Origin of the sequence: Acinetobacter sp. GFQ9D191M, assembly GCF_011174875.1 — a bacterium.
Lineage (GTDB): Bacteria > Pseudomonadota > Gammaproteobacteria > Pseudomonadales > Moraxellaceae > Acinetobacter.
This window is the reverse complement of record NZ_JAALGV010000178.1, coordinates 1-2095: the sequence shown is the minus strand read 5'-3', so window position 1 is coordinate 2095 and position 2095 is coordinate 1. Positions and strand designations below refer to the sequence as shown.

3 protein-coding genes are annotated in these 2095 nt (G+C 48.6%); 1 reads left to right on the top strand and 2 read right to left on the bottom strand.

Annotation, left to right across the window (positions count from 1 at the left end; all coding sequences use genetic code 11):
* The first annotated feature begins 92 nt into the window (after positions 1 to 92).
* Positions 93 to 908 (top strand): aminoglycoside O-phosphotransferase APH(3')-Ia, encoded by an 816-nt coding sequence (locus G5T77_RS17020; RefSeq protein ID WP_000018326.1) that lies wholly within the window; start codon positions 93 to 95, stop codon positions 906 to 908.
* A 153-nt stretch (positions 909 to 1061) separates the two neighbouring features.
* Here the strand turns inward: G5T77_RS17020 and G5T77_RS17015 are convergent, their stop codons facing one another.
* Positions 1062 to 1241 (bottom strand): hypothetical protein, encoded by a 180-nt coding sequence (locus tag G5T77_RS17015; RefSeq protein WP_000902128.1) that lies wholly within the window; start codon positions 1239 to 1241, stop codon positions 1062 to 1064.
* 91 nt (positions 1242 to 1332) lie between these two features.
* Positions 1333 to 2037, bottom strand: coding sequence for an IS6-like element IS26 family transposase (locus G5T77_RS17010; protein WP_001067856.1), 705 nt, complete (start codon positions 2035 to 2037; stop codon positions 1333 to 1335).
* Positions 2038 to 2095 lie beyond the last annotated feature (58 nt).

The window sequence follows — 2095 nt, the reverse complement described above, 5'->3', positions numbered from 1 at the left end:
CACCACCGACTATTTGCAACATTGCCGATAAAAATATATCATCATGAACAATAAAACTGTCTGCTTACATAAACAGTAATACAAGGGGTGTTATGAGCCATATTCAACGGGAAACGTCTTGCTCGAGGCCGCGATTAAATTCCAACCTGGATGCTGATTTATATGGGTATAGATGGGCTCGCGATAATGTCGGGCAATCAGGTGCGACAATCTATCGATTGTATGGGAAGCCCAATGCGCCAGAGTTGTTTCTGAAACATGGCAAAGGTAGCGTTGCCAATGATGTTACAGATGAGATGGTCAGACTAAACTGGCTGACGGCATTTATGCCTCTTCCGACCATCAAGCATTTTATCCGTACTCCTGATGATGCATGGTTACTCACCACTGCGATCCCCGGGAAAACAGCATTCCAGGTATTAGAAGAATATCCTGATTCAGGTGAAAATATTGTTGATGCGCTGGCAGTGTTCCTGCGCCGGTTGCATTCGATTCCTGTTTGTAATTGTCCTTTTAACAGCGATCGCGTATTTCGTCTCGCTCAGGCGCAATCACGAATGAATAACGGTTTGGTTGATGCTAGTGATTTTGATGACGAGCGTAATGGCTGGCCTGTTGAACAAGTCTGGAAAGAAATGCATAAGCTTTTGCCATTCTCACCGGATTCAGTCGTCACTCATGGTGATTTCTCACTTGATAACCTTATTTTTGACGAGGGGAAATTAATAGGTTGTATTGATGTTGGACGAGTCGGAATCGCAGACCGATACCAGGATCTTGCCATCCTATGGAACTGCCTCGGTGAGTTTTCTCCTTCATTACAGAAACGGCTTTTTCAAAAATATGGTATTGATAATCCTGATATGAATAAATTGCAGTTTCATTTGATGCTCGATGAGTTTTTCTGATAGTTAGTCTTTGTAGAGACACAAACCTGAAATTCCGGACACCGCGCTTCAGGACATCTCCCTGGACGCCGATATCTGGCAGTATCCGGACGGTACTATCGAACGCCGGGCCAACGGTACTACCCTGCCCTTTATGACTGACGACCGGCTATCTCACCCACGCACTTCTCCCTGAAATTTAGCATCGTCGCGGTTAATGTCGAAAATTTGCCACCTGACGTGGTTGGCATCGAGGGTGAAAACTGCCGTGGCGAGGGTGTTCTCCTCATCCGGATCGTCGGCAGCCAGCCGGTATTCACCGGCATCAATTTTCAGATTGATATCGTGCAGCACCTGGGTGGTGCCGAAATGTTTAGCGACCGCGCTAAATTCGGCACTGTTGCAAAGTTAGCGATGAGGCAGCCTTTTGTCTTATTCAAAGGCCTTACGTTTCAAAAACTCTGCTTACCAGGCGCATTTCGCCCAGGGGATCACCATAATAAAATGCTGAGGCCTGGCCTTTGCGTAGTGCACGCATCACCTCAATACCTTTGATGGTGGCGTAAGCCGTCTTCATGGATTTAAATCCCAGCGTGGCGCCGATTATCCGTTTCAGTTTGCCATGATCGCATTCAATCACGTTGTTCCGGTACTTAATCTGTCGGTGTTCAACGTCAGACGGGCACCGGCCTTCGCGTTTGAGCAGAGCAAGCGCGCGACCATAGGCGGGCGCTTTATCCGTGTTGATGAATCGCGGGATCTGCCACTTCTTCACGTTGTTGAGGATTTTACCCAGAAACCGGTATGCAGCTTTGCTGTTACGACGGGAGGAGAGATAAAAATCGACAGTGCGGCCCCGGCTGTCGACGGCCCGGTACAGATACGCCCAGCGGCCATTGACCTTCACGTAGGTTTCATCCATGTGCCACGGGCAAAGATCGGAAGGGTTACGCCAGTACCAGCGCAGCCGTTTTTCCATTTCAGGCGCATAACGCTGAACCCAGCGGTAAATCGTGGAGTGATCGACATTCACTCCGCGTTCAGCCAGCATCTCCTGCAGCTCACGGTAACTGATGCCGTATTTGCAGTACCAGCGTACGGCCCACAGAATGATGTCACGCTGAAAATGCCGGCCTTTGAATGGGTTCATGTGCAGCTCCATCAGCAAAAGGGGATGATAAGTTTATCACCACCGACTATTTGCAACA